Here is a 24,019-nt window from a genome sequence, read left to right on the forward strand (position 1 = left end):
GGTCGGAAGCACCGTCGCAGAGTGTGTAGTTACATATCGCACTGAATGCTTCGATCTGATATGATTGCGTAGTTACACATATCCGAGGCCGAGATGATCAAAGTCAAAAATGACGAGCCGATTGGATCCAAACCTGTCGACCTCGTTCAAGAGGTCCTGGACCACAATGCCACCAAGACGAAGCGCCGGCCCAACGGCAATCCCAAGACGCTTGTCACGCTTCGTATCGACCCGGAGGTCATCTACTTTTTCAAGGCGTCGGGCGATGGTTGGCAGGGACGGATAAACGAGGCTTTGCGAAAGGTCGCTGGCCTCTAAAGCGCCCACCAGTTTTGGTACGCGACGAAGAATGCGGCGAAAATGAAGCCCCGATTAACGCTGTCGTCAGGTAGTGTTCATTCCCGAGGAATAGCTTTGAACCAACGTTGCCACGGCACGTTGTAGACACGCAAATGCTAATCGGAGAAACCTATGAACAAGTTCTTAATCGCTTCCGCAATCGCCATCGCTTCGCTGGTCGGAACAAGCGTCTCATCCCAGGCAGCCACGGTAGTCGTCGCTAACGGCGGCAACAATTACCATCACCACCATCATCATTGCTACACAAAGAAGGTAGTCCGTTGGCACCATGGCCATAAGGTTGTCACCGCACAGCGCATTTGCCGCTAGTCGTTTCCAACGAAGGCCTGGTCATCTGCCAGGCCTTTTCAAATGCCCACTGTCGAAGGTTCTTTTCTGCACCTATTAAATCGGCGATGCTGGTGGTTCAGCCTTGGGAGTAAGACCATGAGTTTGCGAGAACGCTTCATTGAGATGATGGGCGAGGAGATGAAGACGCTGCACTTTTTCTCCGAGACCGGGGCGAAGCAGCTCCACGCTGAAGGGTATGACGTCGCCGTCGATATCACCGAACAAACCATTGCCGAGTCCAAGCGCAGGATTGCCATGTACGAAGCTCTTATCGCCCGTATCGACAAGGAGGGCGAACAATCGAGCGCAGAGAGCTCAGGCTAGCGGATCGCGCGCCAGATTCCAGCGCCGGGAGGCTGATATCGGTTCAGCGAAGCACATCCCGACAGCGCTATGCACAGGGCCGCGATGGAAATGGCGAGGCACATCTTCACGCCCACAACCAATTGAAGATTGGATTGTAGTCGCGCCAGAAAGCGAACTGCGATCGGCCAATGCGCAGGTTGTAGCGCTTGCCGATGAAATTCAGTTCCCAGTCGTTCTTGAACCGGACACTACGGAAGAATTTGATCATCTCGCACCCGCGATCTTGAGGATGTCTTCTGCTGCCTTGATGAGCGCGGAATAGTCGGATTTCTCGACATAGACGCCGCATTCAACGTGAGCCTCGTTAAAGCTGCCGATTGTGTTGAGAGCTTTACGGATGGTCTTCTTGTCTTCGTCTGTCATGGGTTTGCTCTCCATGTTGGAAAAGTTGCCCTGGCATTGTCCATACCACCGAGTGCGGGCCACACCCTTGCGCCGTATGCATCCGACGACTTCGCGGAAACGGATGCTACATAAGGCAGCACCGCAAGGACCGCGCATCCCGCCGACGAGCATTCCCGTCAGCTATTCGTTTAGTGAACATGCCCAACCGTCACCGGCAACAGCGCAATAGCGCTGAACGTTGCGCAGAGGAGAAGGGCAAGGAGTATGGAGATGATGTGGGTGAGACGCATGTGGTCTCCGAAAGGGAGATTTACTCGGCCAAAGCCTTGATGACGTCGCCAGCATCCTTGCCGAGGCGCTTGGCCTTCGTCACGGTGTACGGCTCTGGACGATCCATCAGCGCTCCACCGAGCGTGACGACATCCGCAGCGACCGATACCGGGAGCGTGACCGTATCGATCGCAGCTTTGATCAGACGTTCAAACATGGTGGTCTCCCGGATGTGCGAAAGCCACCGCGTTTCGGGTTGGAGGCCCGTACGGTGGCTTTCTGGCGCTCCTCTTGCGAGGGATGGGCGAATTTTGGGTGAGTTTTGCAAGGTGGAGGCTGTGCCCTGGGACCGGCGCCGACCGACGGATTCGGCCGCCACAGTCCAAATCAATGAATTGCCACCGTCTTAGTTAGTGGAATTGTCGCTTTGGCCTGTGGATGAGTGGAATAACGTGCATAGCCAAGCATTATTTTGCCCGATCTGAGCTTTGCTTGGTTAGTTACTCTGTTGACCAACCTGAGAACTGTTACCTTGCAAGTAGCGCGAAGGTGAGTCGGCGGAACCATCCTGCGCTAGGAACGGGGATCTTTGCCTTGATCTCGCCTTGGTAGCGAGCCCATGTCAACGATTTGAGTCTCGCATGCGCATCCCCCGGCGACGAGGCGATTATTTCAATCCCCCATTCCGATCCATCGTGCCGGTACTCAAAGAGATACCGGTTGAACTTGTCGTCTGAATGAAAGGAATTATCAGACATGTTCTTCGCAATATATCGTGACGTTAGCAATCAATGGCGTTGGACGCTCTTTGCAAATAACAATCGCAAGATCGCCAATTCCGGTGAGGGATACTTCAACAAGACCGATTGCCTCAACGCAATTAGTCTTGTGAAGGGGTCGGGGTCAGCGCCCGTTTACGAACGCTAACCCCTGATCGGTTAATAGCACATTAACCTTGAGCCCCGCGCCAACGGGGCTCTTTTAATTTAAGGCGGATAGTCCAAAAGAAAACGGCGTATCAACACGATTGTCACCGTGCACCGTTCGTCCACAGACAATCCACAGGGCACCACTCGCTATTAGTTGCCGCAAAACATGTACTTACTCATCCTTGTGCAGAACTTTCCGTTGCAACGGTACAGTGGATAATTCCGATCGGATGGCCCTGAAGCCAACTCATCAGCGCGTCCAGCGTCGCGTGTGCGTAAAAACCCCATGCGCAGCCAGCGCCGGCTCTGAGGGGCGGCACTGGTTCGGCGAGTGTTCCCGATGACTAAGGTCCGCCAGACATTCCAAATCAGATTGGGAATTAATACCTGATTGTAGGAATGTTTTCAACTGGCCATTTGTTTGATTGGGGATAACTGCTCCGGCTGAAGCGAAACGGGCGTCATCCTGCCGAAAATTTCGACGAGAGCCTCGACGTTGCCCTGGGTGGTCACATGGTCGACCAGGCCAGAAAAGCCCATGAACACCCCATCATTAATCAGGATTTGCAGCCCCTTCGGGAAACTCAACGCCGTCGTCGCCTTCCGGGTCTTGGCCTCTTCTTTTCTGTGGACACGGGCGGCGCGCGTCTCGTCGAACTGCATATCGATCTCGGATAGGAATATTGTCTCCACGACATCAGCCTCGATTGCGATCGGTCCGTCATTGCCGAGGATGGTTTCCACGCCCTCGCAGCGCCTCGCCTGCTGTATCTCCATCGTTGCCCCGACGAAGATGTATCGCGCCATCAGAATTCGCTCATGCTGTCGATATGTGTGGTTGCGTCGGTTCTTGATCTCGACCCGCATCGTCGGAAGATAGGTTTCAAAGCCGGCCGCTTCCAGGTTATTGCGAGCCTTGTATTCTGACTGAACGTGGGTCCGGATGACGTACCAGGCGACATCGTGACGGATGAAAAGCTTCATGATTTAGCCTGCTCCTTCGCCTTCTCGGCAAGATAGGCGGCCGGGTCTATGCGCTTGACTTCCGAGGCGGCGCCGAATGTGCCGAGCTTGTAGTCTCGATAGACCCGGTTCGCTTCCGGGTCGAACTTCGCCGACGCGATGTCGCGAACCCAGCCCACGGCCTTGTGGGCATCGCGCTTCATCTGCTTGGCCGCGCGCTTTTCCTTGCGCTTGCTCTTCTTGGATGCGGTCTCGGGCTTTCCCCAGAGAACCGGCTTGTTGCTACGCTTGCGGTGGGGCAGGCTGGCGTCATCGTTGTCGCGGCGATCGAGTGCCTTCCATGCGGCGGCATTGGTATCAAACGGGCCTTCAACGAGTTTGCCGCCGGCGTCGGTGATCTCGTACTGGCCATCGTCGTTTCGGGTAACGTTTAGGATCTGCGTCATGCCGCGCCTCCGTTGTCGTCATCCAAGATCAGCCCGTTGACCGTTTCCCGCTCTGGCTTGGGTAGCTTCGGCTTCGGCCGTAGATTTGGGAAGCGCTCGTAGAGTGGTCGGCCGGCGAAATAGGGACCGTTCTTTTCGATCTTGCGTGGTGTGAATTTAATGACGTTGGTCATGGGCGCTCCTGTCTCGTTAGTTGTTTTGGCCGTCTTGGTCTTCGTCGAGGCTCCGATCGACTCGATCAAGCAACTGCCGATCCCAGTAATTTCGGTTTGACGTCCCGTGGTAGCGATAGGTCTTCTGATCGAACCAAAGGCCTTTTTTGCCCTCGTAGTCGCCGTTGCGCTGCTTTGCGATGTTGACGAGGACGCCCGGTTTCTCGTCGAGCTGCAGACGCTCTTCGTCGGTCTTTGCAGCTTTCATTTTCTCTTCGTGCAGCTTGTTCCGCCACACGGTGATTATGTTGAAAGCGTTGGCGCCGATCTCCATCGCGCCCTTGACGTCCTCGGTGTCCGGGGCGCCCTGATCCTTCCCGCCTTTGCGAGAGTGAGCGACGAGATGCATGTGGACGTTCTTCGAGATGGCCCAATCAACAATCTGGAAGACTGCCTTCTCCTGCCCATTGTAGTCATCCTGGGCGATGCCAAGACGCATTAGGCTATCGATGATGAATTGATCGCACCCGTACTTTGCATGGGCGTAGTCGAACACCTCGAGCAGTGGTGCCACGCCCGCTTTGCCGACACGCTCGTAGAGGAGAAGCCCTTCGTCGAGCCAGGTCAGAATTCGTCGAAGATAGCCCACAGTCGGCCGGTCGACGCCGCCGACTTGCTTGCTCATCCGCTTGAGGGTTTGCTCGCCCTTCATCTCCAGGCTGGCGATGCAGACGCGGCTGCCCTGTTTGATCCATGTCGGGATGCAGTCTGAGAGGATCTGGCTTTTGCCGTGGCCGCTCGCACCGCTCCACAACGTAAGTTCTGCAGGGCGGAAATGGATCTTGTCGCGCAAACCCTCCATCGGCATCGTGTAGCCGATGCGGTCTCCCTCGGCCGGCCAAAAAAGATAGGTCACGCGATCGATGAAGTCGCTCGGGCGCTTCAGTCCGTCCGGGTCAAGACCTTGCGCATCTCGGAGGCACGCATCCATTTCCTCGTTGGTAATCTTTTCAGTCAGACACTTGTTGGCGTCCTTCCTTGGGAGTTTGACCCTGAGGCAGCGATGCCTTCCGAGCCGGCTCGCTATTTCCTCCGCCGCCTCGTCGCCGACAGGGTCCATGTCGGTTGAGATGTATATTTTTTCGAAACGCTGCAGCCTGTCGAAGTCGTTCTCAATCCAGTTCTGTTTTCCACCCTTGCCTCCGCCAAAAGGCACCGAAGTTGCGTTATGGCCATATGTGGCCCACGACAGTGCGTCGATTTCGCCCTCGGTGATGATGATCTCACGAGCGTTCGGCGCTATCGCCTGCCAGCCGAAAAGGACCGGTTCGCAGTTTGCAGCGGTCGGCACCGGCTTGGCTCCGTCTTCAGCTTTCCGGCTTTTTGCGAGCGCAAGCGTGCCGTCTGGCAACAGGAACGGGAAGATGATCGAGTCGCCATGTTCACCGACGCGGTAGACGTCAAGGATTCCATCCGGGATGCCACGGGCGTTGAGATAAGCCTTGGCCTTGTTCGCTGGCTTCCCGCACTTCGGTTTTTCCGGCCGGGAATAATTTGGCCGCGGATCGCGAAACGGTTCTGGCTTCGACAAGCCCAGCCACGAGCTAATATCTTCGAGCGCCGGCGCCAACGACATCCGGCGGGTTGCCATCCAGAGGTCGACAAGGTCGCCTCCTTCGCTGGAGCTAAAATCAGACCAGACGCCCGCCTTGCTGCCGACGAGGTGAACCCCGAGGCTCTTGCCCTTCTCGCCACCAGTTGATCCGGCGCGCCACTCGTTGCCATCCTTCCGGCCGTTGGGCAGGAGATATTCGACGACCGCAATGATCCGATCGTTCAGCTTATGCTTGATCTCGACGATGTCGGCCATCAATCGACCCCCGCATAAATCGGATCATCGCGCCATGTCCCTGCCGTCGACGCTGGTGGAGGTTCCGACCAGCAGTCGTTGTTGAGCCAAGTCGCCGCATTTTTTGTAAACTGGATCTCCTTCCCAGCGCGTTCTCCGGCATAGGTCTGCGCTCCCGTCATGATGTTCGGAACAGGTGCGCGCTTCCTGGCAGCGACGAAAGCCTTCAGAGATTTTTTGCGATCAACCTTCTTCGGATAGATCGACCAAAATTCTTCGAACTCACGCAGAGAGATATCGATAGATATCTCCTCTATAGGACCGTTAGGTTCTATAGATTTGGCTTTGGTTTTGGTTGGGTTTTTCTGGGTTTCATTTTCAGAACCGATGGGTTTTCCCGTTTTGTGGGTTTTCAATGACTTAGGCCTTCCACCGAGCGGCCCGTTTGCGCGGTTGGCGTTCACACGTTTGCTGACGTCATCCCAAACTTTTTGCTGTTTCTTCTGCGTCCAGAATCCGTCCGACAGCTCCCAGAAAGACATGATGACTGCCTTCAGATGAGCCCATGTTCGAGGGTCCACCTTCGCGTATCGGGCAAGCAATTTGTCGTCATCCGGAAGATGCAGGCCGGCGCTTCGCCACGCCACCATCAGCAACAGCAGGTACGCGCCATGCTCCTGGGCATTGAGATGCGTTGTGTCGGCCAGATAGGAATCTGTGTGCAGCGGCATGGTGGGATGCTCGGCCATTCTTAGAACCGACCTGGACTGCTGATTCTGTGAAACGGGAAAATTGCAACATTGTCGGCCCGGCGCCGCACAGGCATTTTCTGGTGATCGGGGAGATACAGGTTTAGAAAGATGATCCAGGCTTCAGCGGCCAGGCGACCGTCGTCGATTGAAAGACTGGCGTCGGCTTTGCGACGTCGATTGGCGTATTCTTCGAACGCCGCCGACTGTTCTTGCTGGGTAGGCATCATGCCGAGGCCTCCGCGTCAGCAGCCCATTTCGGCACCACGAAGAACCATTCGTCGTCCCATGGTATAGCCAGCCGGATGGCCGCAGTACGCACTCTGACCATTTCTGCCTGTGAGGGAGCCAGGGTGCCTGCCTCCCATTTTGACACTGTGCCTTGTGTCACACCCGCAAGCTTCGCGAAGGAGGCCTGGGTCTGATTGAAAACTCGGGTTCGTATGAATGATATGGATCGCATAATTCGAATATTATGCGTAAACGAATTAATAGACAAGTAGGACATTCGAATTAGAATGAGCCACATCGAAAAAGATGAGGCAAAGCGCGTGAACATTTCTCAGTACATCGTAAAAGCCAGGCGCAAACTGAAGATGAGCCAGAAAGATTTGGCCGAGGCGCTTGGCGTATCGCAAGGAAGCGTCTCCAAATGGGAGGCTGGCAAAGAAAGCCCCCGCGCCGAGACGGTAGAGAGAATCAAAGTTCTTTCAGGTGTGGCTCAGCCAGAAGAAAACGACGCGTTGTCTGAAGCCGCCGACAACTCCTTAGAAGCGCGCCGCTTTAGTCACTTCTATGAAGTCCCTCTCCGAGGCAGATTGATGGACGGGCTCCCATATGAGCCATTCAATGCTAGTGACCCCAGGACGTTGATGCTTTACCTGGATGGAAGGTTCGCCGAGTCCCGCTTAGAGGCGTGGATCGTTGAAGGGAAGTATCCGGATCTGCCTCGCTCATTCATTGGTGTTTTCGAACTCGAGGTTAGCGGACGTATCCTTGAGACGCGCACCCAGGTTGGTCGCCACCACAGGGTGCTAACTCGTACCGTTGCACGAGACGAGACCGTCCGCATGTCTATTGAGGAGATTCATGGCAGTCCGCGCCGAGGTTGGTGGCTGTGGCCGCTTGACCGACAAACGAAGGATTCAAATCTTCCGGTGCTTCTGACTGAAGATGGGGTTTCGCCTGAAGGAGGCATAACTTTGGAGGGAATTTTGGTAGCTGTCATGTATGAACCCAGCACGGCGCCCGCCCGTTCACTCTTTTAATATTCGAAATCGAATTTAGCTCTTGCAAATAATTCGAATACGAATATGTTAATTCCATCTTAACCGATGGAGCAACGACAATGCCGAACACGATTCCGGCCGCTGGCGAAGCCATGCCTGAAACCAAGACAATAGCCGATCTGTTTGAAGCGCCGATCGATCATGCGCGCCGCATGACTTCGATCTTGTTGAGCCTCACCGAAGAGGCTCTGTTGGTGGATATGACCGAGTACGGGCATCCCTCCCATTATTACCTGACCAAACCGCAGGTTGAAGACATCATTTTCTCGATCTACCAGACACAGGGTTTCCTGAACCAGGTCCATGACGCATTTCTGGAGGCGATCCGATGACGAAGGCCCTCAGCTCGCGCGTCCTTGATGCGCAGGACCTCATGAGCGATGCCAAGAACCTCAATGAGGCAATTTACATGGCCGCCTCCGATATTCAGGACCGCGACAAGATGTCAGCCATCCAGGCTGTCGCCGACATTATCGACAAACGGCTCTTGGCCGCTCGCGAGATTCTTGAAGCCGTGGTGGAGGACATGGAATGAGACCGACCGAGCACAAAATTACCGTCGACGACATCCACAGCGATATCACGCACCTCTCGCATCTCATCGATGAGATCACAAGCAAGGTGATTGGCATGAGCCGCGGCGCCGACAAGGGCCACAACTTAGAACTTGATCGTGTCGGCTCTTTGCTCTGGATCGCCCGCGATATGGTCGAACTAACGGAAAGGCAGCTCGCCGAGACCCTCGGTCACTTCAACTCCATGAAGTCGGGAGCTTCAAAATGCTGACACAACTCATCGAAGCCTATTTTGAGGCGCAGCGCATCTGGGAAGCCCGGTTCGACGCTGACTGCCAAACGGCCGGCCACAGCCCTGAATGGGATGCCTACGAGGAGGCGGAAGACAAGATCCTCTACTATCCATGCGAGACGATGGAGGATGTGCGGACGAAAGCACAATTCTTGCTTGGCGACGATAGTGCCTTCGACAGTTTGCGGACCTGCGCTCGCGTCGTCGACGGGGAGCATGTATTCACGCTGACGTTCTTCCTGCAGTCAATGCTCACTGGAAGCAGTGTGGATAAGTATGTGGAAAGTGGGGAAAGCCGGTGATCGGAAAATCCCCCGATAAATCAATCGGAACAACGGCAACCGCACCCTCGGACGAAGTTCTTGCCTTCATCCGCGCCCTCGCAAGGCGCCGAGCGCGACTTGACGCTGTCCCCAAAGAATCGGCCAATGGAAATTCCAAGGACTGCGGCGGTACCCAAAAATGACAAATCGCGCGGTAATCTACGCGAGATATTCGACGGATTTGCAGAACGACCAGTCCGTCGAGGATCAAATTCGACTTTGCGAAGGCCATGCCGAAAGGCTTGGCCTTCTTGTCGTTGGAAAGTATTTCGACCGCGCCAAGTCGGGTGCCTCGCTGTTCGGCCGGCCGGGCCTGACCAACTTGATGGCGGCGAGCGAGGCGGGAGATTTCGATTTCTTGATCTCTGAGGCCCCAGACCGAATTTCCCGTGACATCGCCGACCTTGCCCACATCCACAAGAACCTCAGGTTTCGAGGCGTGGAAATGAACTGCGTCAACGGCGGGGCAATGGATACCCTGCAGATCGGCATGCATGGCGTCATGGGGCAGATGCAGCGCGAGGAAGGGGCCAAGAAGGTAAAGCGGGGGATGGTCGGCGTAATCCGCTCTGGGCGCAACGCTGGCGGCAAGGCGTACGGATATCGTCCGGTGCTGGGGAAGCCTGGAGAGCTGGAAATTGTCGAAGCAGAGGCCGCCGTGGTTCGCAGGATCTTCGACATGTATGCCGGCGGTGTTGCGCCGCGGTCGATAGCATCAGCTTTGAACGCAGAAGGCGTCCCCGCCCCGCGCGGCATCCATTGGAACAGCTCGACGATCAATGGCAACGGCCAGCGTGGCAACGGAATACTCCGCAATCCGCTCTATGCCGGCCGGCTGATCTGGAACCGCGTTCGGATGGTCAAAGACCCTTCGACCGGAAAAAGGATATCCCGGATCAATCCGGAGTCCGAACACGAGGAAATTGCCGCCCCGCATCTGCGCATCCTGAGTGACGAGCTATTTGAGGCCGTGCAGAGGCGCAAGGAAGCGACCGGCGGCAAGCATTCGCACACGACGCCGAAAAACAAGCGCCTGCTCTCGGGCCTGCTGAAATGCGGGCAATGCGGGGGAGGATTGTCGATCGTCGGATCAGATCGAAGTGGACCGCGTGTCGTCTGCAGCAACCACAAGGAATCGGGAAGCTGCTCGAACAGGGGCCGCTATTACGTCGAGAAGATCGAACGGCGGGTAGTGGACACCCTGCGCATGCAGTTCGCGGATACTGCGATTATCGATGCCTATGTCCAGGAATACCAAGCCGAGCGTCGTCGGGTCGAGATCGAACGGCGTAGGGGGCGCGCGGCGCTGGAGAAGGCACATGCTGACGCGATCGAGGCCATCACGCGGATCGTCGAGAAGCTATCCAAAGGATTGATCGAGGACGACGACGCAGCGGCCATCTTGCCCGGATTGAGGCTCGAGCGCGACCGATGCAAACGCGAGCTATCGGCCGAGCCGCCATTGAACAACGTCCTGGAGATCAAACCAAAGGCCGTTGCGCTGTTCAGGCAGGATATCGAAAGCTTGGCCGAGACGCTCTCAAAAAAGGACGCAGAGCCATCTCTGGAACTGGCAATGGCTTTCCGGCGTGTGATCGCTTCGGTCGTCGTCGCGCCACGTTTGGCTGGCGAGGGCTACAAGATAGAAATCAATGGATTTTTGGCCAGTTTGGTCAGCCCAGAACTGTCGGCTGTTTTAATGGTAGCGGGAGAGGGACTCGAACCCCCGACACGCGGATTATGATTCCGCTGCTCTAACCACCTGAGCTACCCCGCCACGAAAACCTTGCAGATGCTTGAGAAATCTGAAGCGAAGGTCCGTTTGGATGAGCGGCTTATAAAACTGCGCTCCCTTCAGTGTCAAGCGCATGAGCGACAAAAATCGCTGCTTTCCCTGAGGCTTGTCGTCTGCCTGCCACAGCCCCTGTTCAGGCGGCAACAGGCTGCTGTAGCAGGGCCTTCAACGAGGCTTCTGCGTAGGGCTCGCGCTCCGAGCGCTCGATGAAGCCGCCGCCATAGACGCGGGCGTCGTCGCCGGGTGCGGAATAGAGCGCGCAGGCCTGGCCGGGGGCAACGCCGGCCTCGCCGATCGTCAGATCGACATAGGTGCCGGTCGCGTCCACATGCAGGATTGCCGGCGCCGGCTGGCGAGTGGAGCGGACCTTGGCGTAGCAGGCAAAGCCCTCGCCCGCGGCCGAGATCGCCAGGGCCTCGTCGCCGAGCCAGTTGACGTCGCGCAGATAGACGCGATGCGTCTCGAGCGCCTCCTTCGGGCCGACGATGACGCGACGCGAGCGCGCGTCGAGGAAGACCACATAGAGCGGCTCGCCGGTTGCGATGCCGATGCCGCGCCTCTGGCCGATCGTGTAGTGCAGGATGCCGTCATGGCTGCCGAGAACGCGGCCGTCGAGATGGACGATGTCGCCGGCCAGCGCCGCGTTCGGCTTCAGCTTGTTGATGATGTCGGAATACTTGCCCTGCGGCACGAAACAGATGTCCTGGCTGTCGGCCTTCTTGGCGACGACGAGGCCCATGTCTTCGGCAAGCGCCCTCGTCTCCGACTTCGGCAGGCCGCCAAGCGGAAAGCGCAGGTAGTCGATCTGCTCCTGCGTGGTCGCAAACAGGAAATAGCTCTGGTCGCGATCGGCATCAGCCGGCCGATAGAGCGCGCGACGACCGGGATTGTCGGATGTCGGGTTTGGCCGCGAGCGGATGTAGTGGCCGGTCGCCAGCGCGTCGGCGCCGAGTTCCTTGGCCGTCGCCAAGAGATCGGCGAACTTGACGGTCTGGTTGCAGGAGACGCAGGGGATCGGCGTCTCGCCGGCAACATAGCTGTCCATGAACGGATTGATCACCGTGTCGCGGAAGCGCTTCTCGTAGTCGAGCACGTAATGCGGAATGCCGAGCGTTTCGCAGACGCGGCGTGCGTCGTCGATATCCTGCCCGGCGCAACAGGACCCGGCGCGATGGACGGCGGCGCCATGGTCGTAGAGCTGCAGCGTGATGCCGAGAACGTCGTAGCCCTGCCGCTTCAGGATGCCGGCGACAACAGAGCTGTCGACGCCGCCCGACATGGCGACGACGACGCGCGTATCTTCGGGCCTCTTGTCAAAATCCAGTGTGTTCACGGTCTGCCTGCCGCCAATCTTTCGGAGCGTTCTCTGATAAGTCCTGCCGCCGGTTGCGACGCAACTCCAGCGCATATCCATGCTTTCCGGCCTTTTGGCGGCATCAAGCGCGCGCAGCCGTCATTCCTGACCGATATAGAAAGGATTGCCCCTGCGCGCAAGAGCATGGCATGCACACCGATAAAGGCCGGCCTAGCGCCGCCGCAAACGGAGAACGAGGGTCCGCGCCCGGCGAAGTGCGGTCAGAGCCGCGCCGGCGGCGATGACCCAGAGCGCGATGGTCAGCACCTCGTCGCGGCCGTTCCAGAGCGGCTCCAGCGTCGAGAGCAGCGCCGCAAGCGTGATCGTCGCCATGCGGTGCTGTTTCGCCATTGGCCCCGCGAAATTGCTCGGCAGGCCGGTAGCCCGGCCAAGCTCTCTGGTATAGGCAGTGAGGATGGCAAAGGACGCCGCGGCCCACCCGAGCCCGGGAGAGCCGATCCCGTAACCGACGCCGATGAAGATCAGAAGATCGGCGACGCGATCGGGAAACTCGTTCCAGAACGGCCCGTCCTTCTCGCCCTTGCCGCCTTCGACCGCCACCATGCCGTCAAGCAGGTTGCACATCAGCCGCAACTGGCAGAACGCCGCGGCACACAACAGCAGCACGACGCGAGCCGCTCCCTCGCCGTGACCCGCCAGCACGAAGGCGCCGCCGGCAAGCGCTGCGGCGCCCATGCTCGCCTGCGATATCTGGTTCGGCGTCACCGACAGCGATGCCATGCGCTTTGCCAGCGCCTGCGCCCATCGCGTATTGCGGCTGGCCAGCGGCCGGCGATCGCCTGTACTCTCCATGTCCTAATGTCCTCGTTTTCCCGCAATCGAATAATTGTAGATCGCTGCATAGCTGGTCGAAACCAGAAGCGGCACCGCGATGGTCTTCAGGATCTCCGGCGTCCCGCTGGCCGCATGAATGGCGACGAGGACAGCCGTCGACGCAACGCAGGCAATCAGCGGCGGCGCCCAATAGGCGGCAATGCCGGAGAAGCGCCTGGACAGGAACTCGATCGCCGATTTCAGGAACAGCGTCAGACAGCCCGAGACCATGCCCTGGACCACGTCTGATATCAGCGGCCGCGGCATCGGGTACGCGCTGTTGGCAAACAGCGCCCACCCGCCCATCGCCAGGAATGCAAAGAGCACATGCACGATGCTGCTGGAGCCGATGGCACGGAGCTGCGCCCTCATGACAACGACCACCAATACCGAACCAGATGAAAGAATATTGGCGCCGAAAACACAACGGAATCAATCCTGTCGATCAATCCGCCATGCCCCTCGATCAGGTGTCCCCAATCCTTGACGCCGCGATCCCGCTTGATCGCCGACATGACCAGCCCGCCGAAGAAGCCCATCAGCGCGATGACGAAGGCAAGGAGGCCTGCCTGGAGAGGCGTGAACGGCGTGATCCACCACAGCGCAGCGCCGATCAGCGTTGCGCTGACGATGCCGCCGACAAATCCCTCGACCGTCTTCGACGGAGAGAGCTTGGGCGCGATCTTGGTGCGCCCGAAAAGCTTGCCCCATACATATTGCAGCACGTCGCTAAGCTGGACGACGATAACCAGGAAGGCAATCAGGAGCACGTTGCGGCCCTGGTAGCCGGGAATATCGAGGCTGAGGAGCGCCGGCACGTGGGAGGCGCAAAAGATGCAGATCATCATCGCCCATTGCACCTCTGCAATCCTGATCAGGAAGCGCTCGGTATCGCCGCGCAACACTGCGATGATTGGCATCAGCAAAAAGGCATAGACGGGAATGAAGATCGAATAGATGCCGTATCGCTCGATCCAGACCAGGTAATACTGGATCGGCAGAACGACGAAGAAGGCCGCAGCCAGCGCCCAGTGATCGGCACGCCGCGTATTGGTCAGCGTGATGAATTCACGCAACGCCGCAAACGAGCAGAAGCCGAAGAGGATAATGACGCCGCTTCGGCCGGCGAGAAAGGCGATGCCGATCAGGATGACCATGACCCACCATGCCTTGATCCGGGCATTGAGGTTCTCGACGACGGCGTTCGATCCGTCCGGCGACAGCCGACGCTGCAGGATATAGCCGATGACCGACGCGAGGATCAGCACACCGCCGATGCCGAGTACGAGGGAGATGAGATCGGATTGCGCTGTATTCATTCCCGATCACCTCTCATGTCTGGGCGACAGGGCCAGCAGAGCTGCTTCCGACCGCGCGATGAATTCGTCCTTGCTCTCGTCGGGCGCGATGTGCAAGCCGCTGCCGAACGTCACCGTGCAAATCAGGGGAATCGGCACGAACTCGCCCTTCGGCATCACCCGGTTGAGGTTGTCGATCCAGACCGGCACCATCGCGATCTCAGGCCGTGCCTTCGCCAGGTGGTAGAGCCCGCTCTTGAAAGGCAACAGCGGCTTGTCCGTCTGGTTCCTCGTACCCTCGGGAAAGAGAATCAGCGACGATCCGCCATCGATCGCATCGGCCATCTGTACGATCGGATCGCTCGTGCGCGCGTCGCGATCACGCTCGATCAGCACGGCATCGAAGACATCGCGGCCGATAAAGCGGTTTAGTCCCGTCTTCAGCCAATATTCAGCTCCTGCCACCGGCCTGGCCCTTTGCCTCAAGCGCGGCGGCAGAACCGCCCAGACCAGAATGAAGTCGCCGTGGCTGGAGTGATTGGCAAAATAGATGCACTGGTTGCGAGGAAGGCCGTCCTCCGGCCAGATCGCGCGCACAGCCGTGATCGCCCGGGCAAATAGCACAATCAATACCGCTGCCGGTCTTGCGAAGAAGGACGTCATTGCGTTGTACCTGTCGCAGGCGGGATAAACGAAATTTTATGGAACATCGCCTACATATCACTGATGGAAGACAGCGCCGATAGCAACGTCTGACAACATGTATGTTTATCAACAGCCAATCCCGCCTCCAATTTTCATTTTAGTCTCGTAGTTACATTTCGCGTTCATTGAACTCGCCGTCGCCCATATTTGCAAACCAACACATACTTTTTGACAACCCCGATATTTTTTGAATTTCATGGATTGCATCAATGAAGATCGCTGTTGGCATTGCCACCTCAGGCCGAAGAGCCGTTCTCTCCGAGATGCTGGACTATCTGGCAAGGCAAATCCGCACCCCGGATGCCATCTACCTATGCCCAGCCTCCGATGACGATATCGATTTGGACATCGGCCTCTCGCTGGACCTTGGTGTGCCGGTACACCTCGTTCATGGAGAAAGGGGACTGTGCGCACAGCGAAATGCTATTCTCGACGCGGCGGCGGGCTACGATCTCATATCCTTCTTCGACGACGACTTCCTGCCCAAGACGTGCTTTCTTTCCCGCGCTGAACGGCTTTTCACTGATAATTCAGACATCGTCGTCGCAACGGGAAAGGTGCTCGCAGACGGCATCCACGGCGCCGGTCTGAGCGTCTCGGAAGCCGTCGCCATCCTCGAAGCGGACGTGGGTGACGATGCCAACGAGCCACACCGGTCGGTCTTCAACGCCTATGGCTGCAATATGACCTTTCGTATGACGGCCATTTTGGACGTGGGAGCCCGGTTTGATGAAAACCTGCCGCTTTATGGCTGGCAGGAGGATGTCGACTTTTGTCGCCGCCTCCCCGCGCGCGGCACGATCGTCCGTTGCCCGGCATTGCGCGGCGTGCATCTCGGCCACAAGTCCGGTCGCATTTCAGGGCTGCGCTTCGGCTACTCCCAGGTTGCCAATCCGCTCTATCTGGTCGGCAAAGGCACCGTCGGCCTCCGATGGGCATTGAGGCTGATGGCATGCAATGTCGGCGCCAACATACTGGGCAGCCTGGCGTCGCAAACCATTATAGACAGGCGCGGCCGCCTGAAGGGCAATCTGATTGCCATTTCGGATCTGTTGCTTCGCCGCCTGAGGCCGCAAAGGATACTCGAGATCGGGTCAGCGATGCCCAAAAGCTGACCGTAAGAGGGCATCAGCGAATTGTCGATCTGACGAAATCCCCTCTGATGACTACCGAGGGTTTCGCGCCAGGTGTGCTTGGCAGGGCATTGTCGACAAAGGAAGCTTTCGCATCGATCAAATAGCTTATTGCAGTGGCCGAGCCGAAACCCAGATAGACGTCGAGCATCTTGGAGTCGATGGCGACCGTTTCATCCCGGTGGATGGCGTCGAACACCAGATTTGCCCGGGTCGCCTTCCCTCGTATGTCCACATTTTTCGCGTGGCCGACAAAGCCGATGTCGGCCGCCTCACTCTCTATGTCGACCGAGGAAAAATTGCCCGAGAGCGTCGCCTTCAGAGCCTTTTGCTCGATCGACACCGCACTTTCCTTTTTGATGTTCGCACGGATCGCAACGACGCAATCCGATGCGCCGAACCAGGGGGACGGCGAGACATCGACCCGTAACGTCGAGCCGTCGAGCCGCATTCTGCTCGAGGAACGGCAGTCGTCATAAGACCAGATCGAATTCCAGAATGAGAACCAGCCCGAACGGCGGCTGTCGATCGCGGCCACGTAGGGTGCATCTTCCAATGTCGTCAGATCGATGGTGCTCGCCTCTCCGGTGATGGCGATTGCCGTCGCGCTCGAAAGGTCCAGCCGATTTTCCAAATCGGTTTCCTCGCTGCTCGCCGCAACCGCGCTTGCAAGAAAGATCAAGGCAAATAATAGAGGGTTCATTGGGACAGCTCCGTGAATGTCTGCTGGCCGTTTGCTCAGCGGAAAGGAACCTCGGAGAAATTCGCGACTTGCGAGACCTCGATTACGATCCGGGTCGACCGCCATCGCGATCCGGGGCATTGTCCTTTCGTCGCCAACGTCTGCTCTAAAATCGATCCGATTATGATTTTCATCCCCCTTCCCTTTGTCGAGACACTCTTCTTCCTCACCCTCCTCGTGCAAATGACGCGACGCAGCGAGGGGTCCGAAAATCGAATCTTCGCCCTGCTGGTCGCAGCCTATGCTTTGCAATCGGTCCTGATCGGCCTGCGCTGGGGCTATGGCCTCAGGGAAGTGATGCCGTTTCAGGTGGTTCTCGCCCCATTCGTCGCTTCGTTGACGTGGATCGGTTTTTCAAGCCTCGCACGGGAGCGAGTGACGAGAGCCGGATCTTGGCTCTGGCTCCATTTTCTGCCCATGGTCGTCGTATGCGTGCTCCTGTTTGTCGAGCGGGATGCCATGGGTGCGGCGATCATCGTTATATTCCTCGGCTATGGCGCGGCCCTCCTCTGGCTGGCACGCCTCGGCCCGGACGGCCTGGTGTCGTCCCGCCTCGACGGGGTGCTTCGCTCCTATCGCTCGCTACAGATCACCGCATTCGCCCTCATTGGATCGGCAGTGATTGACGTGATCATCAGTCTCGATTTCGCCTGGGGCAGCGGCGCGCATGCGGGAGAGATCGTGGCCGCTGCAAATGTACTGGCGCTGTTCGTTCTCGGAGCCGCAGCCTCCGTGGCAAGCTCCGGCTCGACCCCGGACAATCAGGTTGACGCATCGCCCGACTGCCCGCAGACCGTCGCGGCGACCCAACAGGATTCCGAGGTCGCAGCTTCGCTGGACTCGCTCATGCAGGCAAGACAGCTCTACAAGGACGCCGAACTGAACCTCGGCCGCATCGCCAGGCGCCTGAATTCCCCGGCACGCGCCGTATCGAACGCCGTCAATCGCATCCATGGCATGAGCGTCTCGCAATATGTCAACAATTACCGCATCGACGAAGCCTGCCGTCTTCTTGCCGCCACGGACGAGCCGGTCACCCAGATCGTCTTCGAATCTGGTTTCCTCAGCAAATCCAACTTCAACCGGGAATTCCTCCGCGTCACCGGCACCAGCCCGACAGCCTGGCGGCAAAGCCAAGTGCAGCCGCAGCCGCAATAATCGTCGCGAGATCTCGCCAAAACAAAAAGCCCGGCGCAGTCTCCCGCGCCGGGCTATATCATTCCTTGGGAAGAAAATTATTCGACGTTGAAGGCCAGTGGCTTTGCCTGGCGGATCGCCGCGTGGGCGGTAAGCTTGGCAAGCACCTCGTCGCTGATCGGACCGTCGACATAGAGCAGAGCGATCGCGTCGCCCCCCTGCTTGTCGCGGCCGAGCTGGAAGTTGGCGATGTTGACGTTGGCAGCACCGAGCGTCGTGCCGATGAAGCCGATCATGCCGGGAACGTCGGTGTTGGTGACGTAGATCATGTGGCTGCCGACATCGGCGTCGAGGTTGATGCCCTTGATCTGGATGAAGCGCGGCTTGCCGTCGGAGAACACGGTGCCGGCAACCGAGCGGGTCATGTTGTCCGTCTTGACGGTCAGCTTGATGTAGCCGTCGAACACGCCGGTCTTGTCACGCTTGACCTCGGCAAGGATGATGCCCTTTTCCTTGATCATGATCGGCGCCGAAACCATGTTGACGTCGGACACCTGGCTGCGGATCAAGCCGGCCAGCAGTGCCGATGTCAGCGCCTTGGTGTTCATACCGGCGGTAACGCCGTCATAGAGGATCTCGATTTCCTTGATCGGCTCCTCGGTCACCTGGCCGACGAAGGCGCCGAGAACGTCGGCAAGCCGGATGAACGGCTTCAGGATCGGTGCTTCTTCCGCTGTGATCGACGGCATGTTGATGGCGTTCGAGACGGCTCCCTTGACGAGATAGTCAGCCATCTGTTCGGCGACCTGCAGGGCGACATTCTCCTGCGCTTCAGTGGTCGAAGCACCGAGATGCGGCGTGCAGACGACGTTCGGAAGACCGAACAGCGGGCTCTCCTTGGCGGGCTCCACCTCGAACACATCGAAGGCGGCGCCGGCGACATGGCCGGACCGGATGGCGTCGGCAAGAGCTGCCTCATCGACGAGGCCGCCGCGGGCGCAATTGATGATCCGCACGCCCGGCTTGGTCTTGGCGATTGCCTCGGCATTGAGGATGCCACGGGTCTTGTCGGTCATCGGCACGTGTAGCGTGATGAAGTCGGCCTGGGCCAGCAATTCCTCGAGCTCGACCTTGGTGACGCCCATTTCCTCGGCCCGTTCCTTGGAAAGGAAGGGGTCGTAGGCAATGACGTGCATCTTCAGGCCGATGGCGCGCGAGCAGACGATGGAGCCGATGTTACCGGCGCCGATGACGCCGAGCGTCTTGCCGGTGATCTCGACGCCCATGAACTTCGACTTCTCCCACTTGCCGGCCTGCGTAGAGGTATCGGCGGCAGGAAGCTGGCGAGCGACGGCGAACATCAGCGCGATGGCGTGTTCTGCAGTCGTGATCGAGTTGCCGAACGGCGTGTTCATGACGATAATGCCGCGGCGCGAGGCGGCCGGGATATCGACATTGTCGACGCCGATGCCGGCGCGACCGACCACCTTGAGGTTGGTCGCCGCCGCGATGATCTTCTCGGTCACCTTGGTGGCCGACCGGATGGCAAGGCCATCATAATTGCCGATGATTTCCAGCAGCTTGTCCTTGTCTTTGCCAAGTTGCGGCTGGAAATCGACTTCGACGCCGCGATCGCGGAAGATCTGGACGGCGGTTTCCGACAGTTCGTCGGATACGAGAACGCGAGGTGCCATGGAGGCCTCCTGAAAAAAGGTTCAGCGATGAATAAGGTGCGATGCGTATGGGCTCCGCCTTTTCGGCGGAGCCGGAGCTATCAATCAGGCGGCCGCTTGTGAAAACGTAGCCTTCTGCGTCTGGAAGGCCCAGTTCAGCCAGGGCATCAGCTTCTGCATGTCGGTGGTCTCGATCGTGGCACCGGCCCAGATTCTGAGGCCGGACGGCGCGTCGCGGTAATGGCCGACGTCAAACGCAACGCCTTCCTTTTCCAGCAGCGCGACGAGACCCTTGGCGAAATTCGCCTGCTCGTCCTCGCTAAGAGCAGCGATTTCAGGATCGACGATCTTCAGGCACACAGAGGTGTTCGACCGCGTTTCCGCAACCGAGGCGAGATTGGCGATCCAGGCGTTCGCATCGACGAAATCATGGATGACCTTGGCGTTGGCGTCCGCACGGCCGATCAAAGCATCAAGGCCACCGAGGCTTTTCGCCCAAAGCAGCGCATCGAGATAGTCCTCGACGCAGAGCATCGACGGCGTGTTGATCGTCTCGCCCTGGAAGATGCCTTCGGAAAGCTTGCCGCCCGATGTCAGGCGGAAGATCTTCGGCAGCGGCCAGGCTGGCGTATATGTCAGGAGCCGTTCGACAGCGCGCGGCGAAAGGATGATCATGCCATGCGCGCCCTCGCCGCCGAGAGCCTTCTGCCAGGAGAAGGTGACGACGTCGAGCTTGGCGAAATCGAGTTCCTGGGCGAAAGCGGCCGATGTGGCATCGCAGATCGTCAGGCCCTTGCGATCATCAGGAATGAAATCGCCGTTCGCAACGCGAACGCCGGAGGTCGTGCCGTTCCATGTGAAGACCACGTCACGGTCGAAATCAACGGTCGCGAGATCGGGAAGTTCGCCGTATGGCGCTTCCAGCTTGCGAACGTCCTTCAGCTTGAGCTGCTTGACGACATCGGTAACCCAGCCGGCGCCGAAGCTCTCCCAGGAGAGCATGTCGACGCCACGTTCGCCGAGCAGCGACCAGAGCGCCATCTCGACGGCACCGGTGTCGGAAGCCGGAACGATGCCGATGCGGTAATCCGCGGGCACTTTCAGAATTTCACGGGTGAGATCGATGGCCTGCTTGAGCTTGTTCTTGCCGACCTTCGCGCGGTGCGAACGGCCAAGGGCCGCGTCGGAAAGAGCATCGAGCGACCAACCGGGGCGCTTGGAGCATGGGCCAGAAGAAAAATGGGTATTTTGCGGACGGTTGTCCGGCTTGGCGAGCGTCGTCATAGTGCTATCCTCTCAGATAGAAAGCCCTTCGTTGGGGAAGGGTGTCCCGCCGCCGTGGGTATAGATCGTCTTTGCCGAAGTCAAGATGGGAATGTCGCGCTCGGAGAAATTTCTGGCGCATCTGCGACCCCGCGTCGCAGGCCCAGGCTTCCCGGCTACCAGGTGGCGACGCGCAGGCCGACCCGGATTTCATGACGGTTGATCGCACCGTCGCGCCCCATCGTGCCACTCGCGCCGGCAGACGAATCGGCGGAGGAATAGCCAAACATGTCGCCGCCCGCCACGTGACTGTAGCGATAGCCCAGATCGAATTTCATATTGGGAGTAATATCATAGGAGACACCTGCCATCAGGGCATAGGTCATCCGCCAGTCGCTCTCACCGGGATAGCGGGCGCTGGTGCTCCCGGCTCCGCCACAGCCGATGGCGCCGTCGACGCATGAGGACGTGGCATTGACGTTATCCCAGTTCACCCGCGTCGCGCCGATGCCGGCGCCGACATAGGGCGTAAAGCCGGCAAGGGTTCCAAGATCGACGTAGCCATTCACCATCAGGCTGCCGGCCCTGAAGGAAGAGGAAGTTTTCGAAGAGCAACCCGTGCCCCCTGTTCCACCGGCGCAAGGAGCAGTGCTCGAGAACTTGCCGTCGAAGTCCCCGCCGAAGAGATCGCCGGTAATGTCCGCACGAATGAGATCGTTGAACTGGTAGCCGACGCCGAGACCGCCGGAAAAATCATTGCCATCAAAGCGGCTGCTGTCGAAGTTCGACGAACTGTAGTCGCCGTTTGCCGGGTCGTAAGACCGGACTCTTGTATCACGATGGTTTGATTTGACCGCGTAGCCGACATCGCCCCGCACGTACCAGCCCTCGGCATCCTTGACGCTGACCTCGGGCACCTTGATCTCCGGCGCCGTATCGGCGGCGGATGCGATGCCTGGCATCCCGGCCACCATTGCAATAGCCACCGCCGACGCGTTCAAACGGATCATCGCAAGCACCCTTCCCGCCTGGGCTTCGCCCAGATTCCATCCGACTCGCAGCGAGCGCGAATCCGTCGGTCGTTTTCATTTCGTTAACCATAGGGAATTCATGGTTAATGAAGGTTTAAGCTGCGGGAATTGCTTTCCTGACGCCGCTGAACAGCGCAACCATACTGGCCTGGTGTCTACAGATATGTTATACGTTTGTGTAAACAACGCGAGGCTCTCTATGACCAAGCAATCCACGAGTCTTGTCAGTGCAAGAATAGACGAAAGCCTGAAGCGCCAGTTTGTTCAGTCTGCTGAGCTTAATCGCGAATCTCCCAGCGAAGCACTCAGACACGCCATACAGAATTATGTTCGAGAAGCACGCAAAGCAGCGCTGGAAAATAGCGGCGCTTCAATTCGAGCAAACGCCAGTGATGAAACCGACGTACTTAATTGGATAGCCGCCCATAGCGTTCCCGATGATCAGAATTGAGAGGGGAAGCATCTATACGGTGACCGCCAAGGGCGCTTACACTGGCAAACCGAGGCCTGCCATTGTCCTTCAAACAGCAGACCTCCGCCTGGAGAGCATCATCGTGCTTCCACTGACGACTGATTCAGTTGAGGAATCCATCGTACGCGTCGGCATCCCCCCGAGTGCCTCGAACGGCTTGAGGATTCTGTCCTACGCAATGTGCGACAAGATATCGACCGTTCCTGTAGCAAATCTGAAAGAGAAGATCGGCCGCATCGATGATCTCGAATTGAAGAAAATCGAGGCGGCGCTGCTTACTGTTCTCGGATTTTCCGACTGAGCTGAGCCGACGGTATGACGTCAAAAGCCGCCCGGCGAGACCGGGCGGCTTTTTGTAGGCATACTGGAATATCGCAGTATTACTTGTAGACCGGTGCCGGTGGGATATCGGCGGGCGGCATGTAGGTTGCAGTCTGGCAACCGCCGAAGTTGTAGCGGGCGCCGACGCGGGCTTCATGGATATTGATGCCCTCATCCGAGCCGGGACCGCCGTTCTGGGCGTAGCCGAACATGTCGCCGCCTTCGATGTGGCGGAAGCGGTAGCCGACATCGGCCTTGAGGTTGCAGGTCAGGTCGATCGAGGTACCGGCCATGAGAGCGTAGGTAAAGCGCCAGCTGCCGCGACCGTTGTGATAGTCCGAACCGTCGCACGATGTGGAATCGGCGTCGGCGCAGTTGGTATCTTTGAGCTGACCCCACTTGACGTAGGTACCACCGATACCGGCGCCCACGTATGGGGTAAAGGCGCCGTAGGTGCCAAGATCGACATAGGTATTGGCGAGAAGGCTCCAGGCCGTGATCGAAGACGAGTCGGTCGAAGTCGCGTCCGCCGGAGTGAAGCCCGGTCCGCAAGCTCCGCACTGGCCGTGCGTCGAACCCTTGAAATCGGACTTGAAGAGATAGTCCAACGTCACGTCCGTGCGCAGGTAGTTGTTGATCTGGTAACCGACACCGCCGCCGAGGGTGACATTGTCGTCCAGCTCAGCGCTGCTGAAATCCACGTTGTTGCTGTTGGAGCCCTGGAAATAGTTGGCTCCGCGCAGGTCAGTGAAGGCGTAGCCCACATCGCCGCGCAAGTACCAGCCGCTCGCCTGGCTGACGGCAACCTCGGGCGCGGGCTGCGCCGGCTCCGGTTGGTAGAGGTCGGCTGAAAAGGCGGACGTACTTATAAGCGCAACGGCAACGGCGCCAATCAGGCGTTTCATCATAACTTCGTCTCCAAATTCGCTATCACCGGCTCGCTAAATCAAGAGCCACCTCGACTTCATGTCGTGGATAATGAATCGGAAAGGTTAAAACGTTATTAACTACAATTATTTACCGTGTTCGTTGAAGTATATGTCAGATTGCAAAACAACAGCGGCCGAGTGCGCGCCTCTGGGA

At 58.2% G+C, this 24,019-nt stretch carries 34 protein-coding genes and 1 tRNA gene; 14 read left to right on the top strand and 21 right to left on the bottom strand.

Translation table 11 applies throughout. The annotated features are described in order from the left end of the window. Window positions 1–93 precede the first annotated feature (93 nt). The 3 genes from CPY51_RS33880 (at window position 94) to CPY51_RS31265 (ending at window position 1,014) form a co-directional block, all read left to right on the top strand. Complete coding sequence (locus CPY51_RS33880) at window positions 94–318, top strand: BrnA antitoxin family protein (protein WP_111164251.1); 225 nt, start codon at window positions 94–96, stop codon at window positions 316–318. 153 nt (window positions 319–471) lie between these two features. After that, window positions 472–669, top strand: a complete 198-nt coding sequence (locus CPY51_RS31260) for a hypothetical protein (RefSeq protein WP_111164252.1) — start codon at window positions 472–474, stop codon at window positions 667–669. Between the two features lie 117 nt (window positions 670–786). After that, window positions 787–1,014 (top strand): hypothetical protein, encoded by a 228-nt coding sequence (locus CPY51_RS31265; protein ID WP_111164253.1) that lies wholly within the window; start codon window positions 787–789, stop codon window positions 1,012–1,014. 106 nt (window positions 1,015–1,120) lie between these two features. Here CPY51_RS31265 and CPY51_RS32620 read toward each other — a convergent pair whose 3' ends face one another. The 3 genes from CPY51_RS32620 to CPY51_RS32630 all read right to left on the bottom strand — a co-directional run bounded on the left by CPY51_RS32620 (window position 1,121) and on the right by CPY51_RS32630 (window position 1,888). Further along, window positions 1,121–1,264: a hypothetical protein gene (locus CPY51_RS32620; RefSeq protein WP_154677750.1), complete on the bottom strand. Its 144-nt coding sequence runs from the start codon at window positions 1,262–1,264 to the stop codon at window positions 1,121–1,123. After that, window positions 1,261–1,419, bottom strand: coding sequence for a hypothetical protein (locus CPY51_RS32625; protein WP_154677751.1), 159 nt, complete (start codon window positions 1,417–1,419; stop codon window positions 1,261–1,263). Before CPY51_RS32625 ends, CPY51_RS32620 begins: the two co-directional genes overlap by 4 nt. 292 nt (window positions 1,420–1,711) lie before the next feature. Continuing rightward, complete coding sequence (locus tag CPY51_RS32630; RefSeq protein WP_154677752.1) at window positions 1,712–1,888, bottom strand: hypothetical protein; 177 nt, start codon at window positions 1,886–1,888, stop codon at window positions 1,712–1,714. A gap of 539 nt (window positions 1,889–2,427) precedes the next feature. Here CPY51_RS32630 and CPY51_RS31275 point away from each other — a divergent pair. Next, window positions 2,428–2,598: a YegP family protein gene (locus tag CPY51_RS31275; RefSeq protein ID WP_111164255.1), complete on the top strand. Its 171-nt coding sequence runs from the start codon at window positions 2,428–2,430 to the stop codon at window positions 2,596–2,598. Window positions 2,599–3,005: 407 nt separating this feature from the next. Here the strand turns inward: CPY51_RS31275 and nusG are convergent, their stop codons facing one another. From nusG to CPY51_RS34180, 7 genes are read right to left on the bottom strand one after another with little or no spacing between them, the layout of a single operon-like run. Continuing rightward, window positions 3,006–3,584: a transcription termination/antitermination protein NusG gene (gene nusG, locus CPY51_RS31280; protein ID WP_111164256.1), complete on the bottom strand. Its 579-nt coding sequence runs from the start codon at window positions 3,582–3,584 to the stop codon at window positions 3,006–3,008. Further along, window positions 3,581–4,009 carry a hypothetical protein gene (locus tag CPY51_RS31285; protein ID WP_111164257.1) on the bottom strand — a complete coding sequence of 143 codons (429 nt, stop codon included), beginning with the start codon at window positions 4,007–4,009 and terminating at the stop codon, window positions 3,581–3,583. The genes nusG and CPY51_RS31285 overlap by 4 nt, the downstream gene beginning before the upstream one ends. Then, window positions 4,006–4,182, bottom strand: a complete 177-nt coding sequence (locus tag CPY51_RS32635) for a hypothetical protein (protein WP_154677753.1) — start codon at window positions 4,180–4,182, stop codon at window positions 4,006–4,008. Before CPY51_RS32635 ends, CPY51_RS31285 begins: the two co-directional genes overlap by 4 nt. 16 nt (window positions 4,183–4,198) lie before the next feature. Continuing rightward, window positions 4,199–6,031, bottom strand: a complete 1,833-nt coding sequence (locus tag CPY51_RS31290; protein WP_111164258.1) for a toprim domain-containing protein — start codon at window positions 6,029–6,031, stop codon at window positions 4,199–4,201. Beyond that, window positions 6,031–6,759 carry a YdaU family protein gene (locus CPY51_RS31295; protein WP_111164259.1) on the bottom strand — a complete coding sequence of 243 codons (729 nt, stop codon included), beginning with the start codon at window positions 6,757–6,759 and terminating at the stop codon, window positions 6,031–6,033. Before CPY51_RS31295 ends, CPY51_RS31290 begins: the two co-directional genes overlap by 1 nt. A gap of 2 nt (window positions 6,760–6,761) precedes the next feature. Then, window positions 6,762–6,989: a hypothetical protein gene (locus CPY51_RS31300; protein ID WP_111164260.1), complete on the bottom strand. Its 228-nt coding sequence runs from the start codon at window positions 6,987–6,989 to the stop codon at window positions 6,762–6,764. Then, on the bottom strand, window positions 6,986–7,318 hold the full coding sequence (locus tag CPY51_RS34180) for a helix-turn-helix domain-containing protein (RefSeq protein WP_111164261.1): 333 nt from the start codon (window positions 7,316–7,318) through the stop codon (window positions 6,986–6,988). The genes CPY51_RS31300 and CPY51_RS34180 overlap by 4 nt, the downstream gene beginning before the upstream one ends. On the opposite strand from CPY51_RS34180, the gene CPY51_RS31310 reads away from it, so the two are divergent. From CPY51_RS31310 to CPY51_RS31335, 6 genes are all read left to right on the top strand, one after another. Continuing rightward, entirely contained in the window at window positions 7,278–8,027 is a 750-nt protein-coding gene (locus CPY51_RS31310; RefSeq protein WP_111164262.1) for a helix-turn-helix domain-containing protein, read from the top strand. The two genes, CPY51_RS34180 and CPY51_RS31310, sit on opposite strands and share 41 nt — an antisense overlap. 80 nt (window positions 8,028–8,107) lie before the next feature. Beyond that, window positions 8,108–8,380: a hypothetical protein gene (locus CPY51_RS31315; RefSeq protein ID WP_111164263.1), complete on the top strand. Its 273-nt coding sequence runs from the start codon at window positions 8,108–8,110 to the stop codon at window positions 8,378–8,380. Further along, entirely contained in the window at window positions 8,377–8,583 is a 207-nt protein-coding gene (locus CPY51_RS31320) for an RNA polymerase II subunit A C-terminal domain phosphatase SSU72 (protein ID WP_111164264.1), read from the top strand. Before CPY51_RS31315 ends, CPY51_RS31320 begins: the two co-directional genes overlap by 4 nt. Then, window positions 8,580–8,834, top strand: coding sequence for a hypothetical protein (locus CPY51_RS31325; protein WP_111164265.1), 255 nt, complete (start codon window positions 8,580–8,582; stop codon window positions 8,832–8,834). Before CPY51_RS31320 ends, CPY51_RS31325 begins: the two co-directional genes overlap by 4 nt. Continuing rightward, window positions 8,828–9,157, top strand: a complete 330-nt coding sequence (locus tag CPY51_RS31330; RefSeq protein WP_111164266.1) for a hypothetical protein — start codon at window positions 8,828–8,830, stop codon at window positions 9,155–9,157. Before CPY51_RS31325 ends, CPY51_RS31330 begins: the two co-directional genes overlap by 7 nt. A 160-nt stretch (window positions 9,158–9,317) precedes the next feature. Then, the gene (locus CPY51_RS31335) at window positions 9,318–10,922 is read left to right on the top strand and encodes a recombinase family protein (RefSeq protein WP_111164328.1); all 1,605 of its coding nucleotides are present in this window, start codon (window positions 9,318–9,320) and stop codon (window positions 10,920–10,922) included. On the opposite strand, the gene CPY51_RS31340 is transcribed toward CPY51_RS31335, so the two are convergent. From CPY51_RS31340 to CPY51_RS31365, 6 genes are all read right to left on the bottom strand, one after another. After that, a tRNA-Met gene (locus CPY51_RS31340) sits at window positions 10,879–10,955 on the bottom strand. The genes CPY51_RS31335 and CPY51_RS31340 overlap by 44 nt on opposite strands. 151 nt (window positions 10,956–11,106) lie before the next feature. Next, complete coding sequence (gene mnmA / locus CPY51_RS31345; RefSeq protein ID WP_111164329.1) at window positions 11,107–12,306, bottom strand: tRNA 2-thiouridine(34) synthase MnmA; 1,200 nt, start codon at window positions 12,304–12,306, stop codon at window positions 11,107–11,109. A 192-nt stretch (window positions 12,307–12,498) separates the two neighbouring features. After that, the gene (locus tag CPY51_RS31350) at window positions 12,499–13,140 is read right to left on the bottom strand and encodes a CDP-alcohol phosphatidyltransferase family protein (RefSeq protein ID WP_111164267.1); all 642 of its coding nucleotides are present in this window, start codon (window positions 13,138–13,140) and stop codon (window positions 12,499–12,501) included. Between the two features lie 3 nt (window positions 13,141–13,143). Continuing rightward, window positions 13,144–13,533, bottom strand: coding sequence for a hypothetical protein (locus CPY51_RS31355; RefSeq protein ID WP_111164330.1), 390 nt, complete (start codon window positions 13,531–13,533; stop codon window positions 13,144–13,146). After that, window positions 13,530–14,480, bottom strand: a complete 951-nt coding sequence (locus CPY51_RS31360) for a phosphatidate cytidylyltransferase (protein WP_111164268.1) — start codon at window positions 14,478–14,480, stop codon at window positions 13,530–13,532. Before CPY51_RS31360 ends, CPY51_RS31355 begins: the two co-directional genes overlap by 4 nt. Before the next feature lie 6 nt (window positions 14,481–14,486). After that, window positions 14,487–15,122 carry a lysophospholipid acyltransferase family protein gene (locus CPY51_RS31365; protein WP_111164269.1) on the bottom strand — a complete coding sequence of 212 codons (636 nt, stop codon included), beginning with the start codon at window positions 15,120–15,122 and terminating at the stop codon, window positions 14,487–14,489. Window positions 15,123–15,373: 251 nt separating this feature from the next. Between CPY51_RS31365 and CPY51_RS31370 the strand changes: the two genes are divergently transcribed. Further along, window positions 15,374–16,279: a glycosyltransferase family 2 protein gene (locus CPY51_RS31370; RefSeq protein ID WP_111164270.1), complete on the top strand. Its 906-nt coding sequence runs from the start codon at window positions 15,374–15,376 to the stop codon at window positions 16,277–16,279. Window positions 16,280–16,292: 13 nt separating this feature from the next. Here the strand turns inward: CPY51_RS31370 and CPY51_RS31375 are convergent, their stop codons facing one another. Continuing rightward, entirely contained in the window at window positions 16,293–17,000 is a 708-nt protein-coding gene (locus CPY51_RS31375; RefSeq protein ID WP_111164271.1) for a hypothetical protein, read from the bottom strand. Window positions 17,001–17,162: 162 nt separating this feature from the next. On the opposite strand from CPY51_RS31375, the gene CPY51_RS31380 reads away from it, so the two are divergent. After that, window positions 17,163–18,197 carry a helix-turn-helix domain-containing protein gene (locus CPY51_RS31380; protein ID WP_111164331.1) on the top strand — a complete coding sequence of 345 codons (1,035 nt, stop codon included), beginning with the start codon at window positions 17,163–17,165 and terminating at the stop codon, window positions 18,195–18,197. A gap of 77 nt (window positions 18,198–18,274) precedes the next feature. Here the strand turns inward: CPY51_RS31380 and serA are convergent, their stop codons facing one another. The 3 genes from serA to CPY51_RS31395 all read right to left on the bottom strand — a co-directional run bounded on the left by serA (window position 18,275) and on the right by CPY51_RS31395 (window position 22,122). Next, on the bottom strand, window positions 18,275–19,870 hold the full coding sequence (serA, locus tag CPY51_RS31385; protein ID WP_111164272.1) for a phosphoglycerate dehydrogenase: 1,596 nt from the start codon (window positions 19,868–19,870) through the stop codon (window positions 18,275–18,277). Window positions 19,871–19,954: 84 nt separating this feature from the next. Beyond that, window positions 19,955–21,133, bottom strand: a complete 1,179-nt coding sequence (locus CPY51_RS31390) for a phosphoserine transaminase (protein ID WP_111164273.1) — start codon at window positions 21,131–21,133, stop codon at window positions 19,955–19,957. A 155-nt stretch (window positions 21,134–21,288) separates the two neighbouring features. Further along, complete coding sequence (locus CPY51_RS31395; protein WP_111164274.1) at window positions 21,289–22,122, bottom strand: outer membrane protein; 834 nt, start codon at window positions 22,120–22,122, stop codon at window positions 21,289–21,291. Here CPY51_RS31395 and CPY51_RS32955 point away from each other — a divergent pair. Both CPY51_RS32955 and CPY51_RS31400 read left to right on the top strand, forming a co-directional pair. After that, window positions 22,064–22,594 (top strand): hypothetical protein, encoded by a 531-nt coding sequence (locus tag CPY51_RS32955; protein ID WP_195909672.1) that lies wholly within the window; start codon window positions 22,064–22,066, stop codon window positions 22,592–22,594. The genes CPY51_RS31395 and CPY51_RS32955 overlap by 59 nt on opposite strands. Further along, window positions 22,581–22,916 (top strand): type II toxin-antitoxin system PemK/MazF family toxin, encoded by a 336-nt coding sequence (locus tag CPY51_RS31400; RefSeq protein ID WP_111164275.1) that lies wholly within the window; start codon window positions 22,581–22,583, stop codon window positions 22,914–22,916. The genes CPY51_RS32955 and CPY51_RS31400 overlap by 14 nt, the downstream gene beginning before the upstream one ends. 79 nt (window positions 22,917–22,995) lie before the next feature. On the opposite strand, the gene CPY51_RS31405 is transcribed toward CPY51_RS31400, so the two are convergent. After that, window positions 22,996–23,844 (bottom strand): outer membrane protein, encoded by an 849-nt coding sequence (locus CPY51_RS31405; RefSeq protein ID WP_111164276.1) that lies wholly within the window; start codon window positions 23,842–23,844, stop codon window positions 22,996–22,998. Window positions 23,845–24,019: the final 175 nt, after the last annotated feature.

Source organism: Arminella tubonensis (genome assembly GCF_003240585.1).
Classification (GTDB): Bacteria; Pseudomonadota; Alphaproteobacteria; order Rhizobiales; family Rhizobiaceae; genus Rhizobium; species Rhizobium tubonense.